5 protein-coding genes are annotated in these 5687 nt (G+C 62.6%); 2 read left to right on the top strand and 3 right to left on the bottom strand.

Going from position 1 to position 5687, the window contains the following annotated elements; translation table 11 throughout:
* The first annotated feature begins 64 nt into the window (after window positions 1–64).
* The gene (locus IL54_RS20095) at window positions 65–2428 is read left to right on the top strand and encodes a heavy metal translocating P-type ATPase (RefSeq protein ID WP_076605606.1); all 2364 of its coding nucleotides are present in this window, start codon (window positions 65–67) and stop codon (window positions 2426–2428) included.
* Between the two features lie 126 nt (window positions 2429–2554).
* On the opposite strand, the gene IL54_RS20090 is transcribed toward IL54_RS20095, so the two are convergent.
* Together IL54_RS20090 and IL54_RS20085 are read right to left on the bottom strand one after the other, a co-directional pair.
* Window positions 2555–2866 (bottom strand): hypothetical protein, encoded by a 312-nt coding sequence (locus tag IL54_RS20090; protein ID WP_099232143.1) that lies wholly within the window; start codon window positions 2864–2866, stop codon window positions 2555–2557.
* 3 nt (window positions 2867–2869) lie between these two features.
* Window positions 2870–3346, bottom strand: coding sequence for a hypothetical protein (locus IL54_RS20085; protein ID WP_037479890.1), 477 nt, complete (start codon window positions 3344–3346; stop codon window positions 2870–2872).
* 249 nt (window positions 3347–3595) lie between these two features.
* On the opposite strand from IL54_RS20085, the gene IL54_RS20075 reads away from it, so the two are divergent.
* A protein-coding gene (locus tag IL54_RS20075) for an IS3 family transposase (protein WP_156106327.1) occupies window positions 3596–4773 on the top strand; the annotation gives its coding sequence in 2 pieces (ribosomal slippage) (window positions 3596–3860 and window positions 3860–4773; 1179 coding nt in all).
* Window positions 4774–5114: 341 nt separating this feature from the next.
* Here IL54_RS20075 and IL54_RS20070 read toward each other — a convergent pair.
* Window positions 5115–5687, bottom strand: a 573-nt coding sequence (locus IL54_RS20070) for a TolC family protein (RefSeq protein ID WP_193378914.1), incomplete at its 5' end; no start/stop codon positions are given.

Raw genomic sequence — 5687 nt, 5'->3', positions numbered from 1 at the left:
TCACCATCATGAGCCGGACGGCGAAACGCCGTCCGGTCACGTCGACCATGATCCGGTCTGCGGCATGGTGGTCGATCCCGCCAGGACCGCTCACAATGCTGAGTATGAAGGCGAGCGCTACGTCTTCTGCTCGGCCGGCTGCAAGGCGAAGTTCGACGCCGACCCCGTGCATTATGCGGCACTGGCAGCGCATGCTGCACATCACCATGAGGGTGCTGCCGCCCATGGCGATCATTCCCACCATAGCCACACGCATGGACCTGATACCCATGAGCATCACCACGTTGCGGCAGTAACGGCAACCGCAACGGAAGGGACGATCTGGACATGCCCGATGCATCCGGAAATCCGCCGGGATGCGCCGGGTAGTTGCCCGATCTGCGGCATGGCGCTGGAGCCGCTGATCGCGGCGGCGGATGCCGGACCAAGCCCCGAACTCGCCGATATGACCCGACGCTTCTGGATCGGCCTCGTGCTCGCCTTGCCCGTGTTCCTGCTGGAGATGGGCGGTCACCTGATCCCGGCGCTGCACCATTTGGTGCCGATGCGCATCTCGATCTGGATCCAGTTCGCGCTGGCGACGCCGGTGGTCCTGTGGGCCGGATGGCCGTTCTTCGAACGTGGCTGGGCGTCGATCGTCAACCGCAGCCTCAACATGTTCACGCTGATCGCGATGGGCACCGGGGTCGCCTGGGGCTACAGCATCGTCGCGACATTCGCGCCGCAGCTCTACCCGCAGGCTTTCCGAGGCGCCGATGGCACGGTCGCGGTCTACTATGAGGCCGCGGCCGTGATCACCGTGCTGGTGCTGCTCGGTCAGGTCATGGAACTGCGCGCCCGGGAGCAGACCTCCGGCGCAATCCGCGCGCTTCTCAATCTCGCGCCGAAAACCGCCCGGCGGATCGGGCGGAACGATGCTGAAGAGGATATTCCTGTCGAAGCCGTCGTCATCGGTGATCGGCTCAGGGTCCGGCCCGGTGAAACCGTGCCGGTTGACGGCGTGGTCGAGCAGGGTCGCTCATCGATCGATGAATCGATGGTGACCGGCGAATCCATGCCGGTGACGCGTGTAGTCGGCGAAGCGGTCGTAGGAGGTACGCTGAACCAGACCGGCGCGCTCGTCATCCGGGCTGAAAAAGTCGGGCGCGACACCATGCTCGCCCGCATCGTCCAGATGGTCGCGGATGCCCAGCGCTCGCGCGCGCCGATCCAGCGCATGGCTGATCAGGTGTCGGGCTGGTTCGTGCCGGTCGTCATCGCCGTCGCGCTGCTCGCCTTCGCGGCCTGGGGTGTATGGGGGCCGGAGCCGCGGCTGGCGCATGGCCTGATCGCGGCCGTTTCCGTGCTGATCATTGCCTGCCCCTGCGCGCTCGGGCTCGCGACGCCGATGTCGATCATGGTGGGTATCGGCAAGGGGGCGGCCGCCGGCGTTCTGATCAAGAACGCGGAGGCGCTCGAGCGGATGGAGAAGATCGATACTCTGGTGGTCGACAAAACCGGGACGCTTACCGAAGGCAAACCGGCCGTTACCCGGATCGTCGTGGCCCCGCGATTTGTCGAGGAGACCATCCTGCGGCTTGCAGCCGGCGTGGAGAAGGCGTCCGAGCATCCGCTTGCGCGGGCGATCGTGGCGGCTGCCGACGAGCGAAAGATCACCATCCCCGATGTCGCCGACTTCGACTCGCCGACCGGCAAGGGGGCGATCGGTCGTGTCGAGGGCCGGCATGTGGTGCTCGGCAGCACCACCTTCCTCGCCGAACATGGGGTTGATACAGCGCCGCTCGCGGCACAGGCCGATGAGCTACGCCGCGACGGCGCAACCGCCATCTATATCGGCATCGATAAAGCCATCGGCGGCATCTTCGCCATCGCCGACACGATCAAGGCGACCACGCCTGAGGCACTGAAGGCCCTGCATGCGGAAGGCATCCGCATCGTCATGCTGACCGGTGACAATCGCACCACAGCCGAAGCCGTTGCGAGAAAGCTCGGCATCGATGAGGTCGAGGCCGATGTGCTGCCGGACCAGAAAGCCGCGGTCGTCGAGCGCCTGAAGGCGCAGGGCAAGGTGGTGGCGATGGCGGGTGACGGCGTAAATGACGCGCCGGCGCTTGCCGCCGCCGATGTTGGTATCGCCATGGGATCGGGGACCGACGTTGCGATCGAAAGTGCGGGCGTGACGCTGCTCAAGGGCGATCTCACCGGCATTGTCCGCGCGCGACGCCTGTCGCAGGCGACGATGGCCAACATCCGCCAGAACCTCGCCTTCGCGTTCATCTACAATGCGGCAGGCGTACCGATTGCGGCCGGTGCGCTCTATCCCACGTTTGGGCTGCTGCTGTCGCCGATCATCGCTGCTGCCGCGATGGCGCTGTCGTCCGTCAGCGTCATCGGCAATTCGCTGCGGCTCCGGACAGTGAAGGCATGACGGACCAAGGCCCCGACCTTGTGGCGGGGTCTTGCGTGGGGTCTTAGTCGGCGCGCCTGCCGTTGGGGCGGGACCAGATCAGCGAGAAGGTGTCTTCGCCCTCGTTGTCGAAGAGGTTGGCATAGATCAGAGCGCCGATCTTCTCATGATGCCCTCGGCTGTCAGGGCGTCCGCGATCTGACGGTCGAGTGATCCCACAGCATTGAGCGTTCGCACCATCTCCTCGATGCGTGCGAAGTGAGCCAGATCGTCATAGTTGGCGGTATTGCGGATGATCACATGCTCTGTTCGCGCGCCGGTCTGCCACAGGATCGCGAACCAGATACGGCCTTGCGCACGGCTCTTGTCGACCGTCACGCTGTCGATCACGAGCCGCATCATCTCTTTGCGTTCGTCGATGCCAGCCCGCTTCGAGAACGCGGGCAACAGGGTCGGCAATGGTCAGGATACGCGTTCGCGCGGCGGCGGCCAGGGCGTTAACCTGCTCGACATGCCACCGCGCGTAATCCTGTTCGACGCGTCGGCTTCGCGTATTTTCTCTTCCCACAACGTTTCCAGCGAACGTGCGACGAGCCGCTTTTCCGACTCCACGGCATCATATTGTCGGCGTGCACGCTCCGCTTCGTAATGCGCCTTCTCCCGATTCAGCGCCCATTGACGTTCCAGCAGCCGGTTTTCGCCGTTCATCTGTTCATGAGCCGCAAGCGCAAGGTCGATGCGATCGGGTTGTAGAGCTTCGATCAACAGCCGCTCGACCTCTGCATCAACCTGGTTTGCGCGCACATTCTGGCAGTGCCCGCTCTGCTCGCTATCGATGCAGTGATAGACGGGGGTCTTCTTATGGGCAGAGTGAGTGAAGACCCATGCGGTGTCCGCATATCCCGCAGACCACGATGCCTTGAAGCATCGCTGCGCCACGCAGGGGCGCTCCGCGCCGGCCAGCGCTGAAGTTGCCGATATTGTCGGCGAGCCGCCCGACGTTGCTCATGTATGCCTCCCATTGGCTATGCCGATGAGCCCGCGTAGGTGGTGACGCCATAGCCATATAGACGACTGGTCTATTATTCGTTATATATGCTGATCATGAATTTGACACCCAAAGCATGATCTGCCCCCCGCTGAGTGGCCCAGAGACTATGATAGTTTGGACCACGAAAGGGACGATGAATGCCGAGCAAGAAGCACAAGCCGGAAGAAATTATCGGCAAGCTGCGTGAAGTTGAGATTTTTCTGGCGCAGGGAGCCTCGACAGCAGAGGCGTGCCGCCGGATCGCAGTCAGCGAGCAGACCTATTATCGCTGGCGCAAGGAATATGGCGGGCTGAAGACCGACCAGGCACGGCGGATGAAGGATCTGGAGAAGGAAAACCAACGGCTGCGCCGGGCGATCTCGGACCTGACGCTGGACAAGCTGATATTGCAGGAAGCTGCCAAGGGAAACTTCTGAGCCCCGCGCGGCGGCGGCGCTGCATCGATCAGTTGCGACGAGATTTGCCGATCCGGGTGTCCGAGCGACGGATATGCCGGGTGCTGGGGCAGCATCGATCGACACAGCGCAAGGTGCCGCGTGGGGCAGATGACGAACAGGCGCTCACGGAGGACATCATCGCGTTGGCGAAGCAATATGGTCGCTATGGCTACCGCCGGGTGACGGCGTTGCTGTGCCATGCGCGGTGGACGGTGAACCACAAACGGGTCGAGCGGATATGGCGACGCGAAGGATTGAAGGTCCCGCTGCGCCAGCCCAAACGGGGACGCCTGTGGCTCAACGACGGATCATGTATCCGCCTACGGCCTGAGTATCCCGGGCATGTGTGGGCCTACGACTTCGTCGAAGGGCGCACGCACGATGGCCGCAAGTTCCGGATTCTGACCATTATCGACGAGGCCAGCAGGGAGTGCCTGGCACTCATCGTTGCCCGGCAGCTCAAACACGAGGATGTGCTGGCGGCGTTGGCTGACCTGTTCATCTCGCGTGGGCCGCCAGCGCATATACGATCCGATAATGGTAGCGAGTTTATCGCGACCGCCGTCCAGAAATGGCTGGGGCAGATCGGCGTGACAACGCTCTACATCACGCCGGGATCACCATGGGAGAATGGCTATAACGAAAGCTTCAATGGATCGCTTCGCGACGAACTGCTCAACGGCGAGATCTTCTACAGCCTCGCTGAGGCCAAGGTGCTGATCGAGGCATGGCGGCGGCATTACAACACCGTTCGCCCTCACAGCAGCCTGGGCTACCGACCGCCGGCACCGGAAACGGCGACACCGCCATATCCGGCCTCCGGTTCCGCTTCGCTCCACCTCCGTCCGGATATGGCGGCGATGGGCTTAATCCACTAACAAACCAATCGGGCCACTCGGTGGGGGCAGATCAGCCGCACGTTCGAGAAACTCCTTCATGGCTCACCTATTCTGTTCGGCGCATGCGCGCTCTCATAGCTCTAAAGCAGGAATAGCACAGTTGACCTTTAGATTTTATTCCACTGTGCCTGGCACCTAATTGATGACTGGAAAATTGATACGAGGCCGCATTTTTCCCAGTCACATCATGAGGTTGATCCTGCAGCGTCACTCAGCGACCTGCATTTTGTCGTGATCGGTCAGCTGAGTTCGTCGATCTGCGTGGCCCTCAAAAGGCGGAAAAGCAGACCTCGACGCTGGCCGAGCGGCCCGGCGCAACCTTACCAGCCGCCCCCCAGCGCACGATAGAGCTGAACGGTTGCCGTTCCTTGTGCGATGCGGGTCTGTTCCATCTTGTCCTCGTCCGAGAGCGCATCCAATCGGGCCTGCAACACATCGCCCAACTGCGTGCGTCCGGCATCGTACAATATCGCCAGCTGGTCGGCGCGTCGGCGGGCCATGTCGGATGTACGGATAAGCCCGGCCAGGCGTTCGTCCAGCCCCGCCCGAAAACCATAAGCGGATTCAACTTCCTCGAGCGCCGACAGCATGGCCTGGTCATAATTGGCGAGAGCAGCCTCAAGTTCGGCATCGCCCGCCTTGACACTGGCCTGCAACCTTCCGGCATTGAAAAGCGGCATCGATGCGGAAAGGCCGACCAGACCTCCGGTTCCGCCATAGCCCGGCAGGCCGCCCAGTTCGATATGCCCGTTCTGCCCCAGAAAATGGATGGCGAAGCGCGGAAGCAGATCGGCCTTCAGGCTCTTGAGGCGCGCCGCACGCGCGTTCACCAGCCATGATCGCGCCGCGACATCAGGCCGGCGATCAAGAATGTCGGAAGGAAGTTGCCCGGT

The organism is Sphingobium sp. ba1, from assembly GCF_000743655.1.
Lineage (GTDB): Bacteria > Pseudomonadota > Alphaproteobacteria > Sphingomonadales > Sphingomonadaceae > Sphingobium.
The sequence above is the reverse complement of the archived record's forward strand: the minus strand, read 5'-3'. Positions and strand labels throughout refer to the sequence as shown.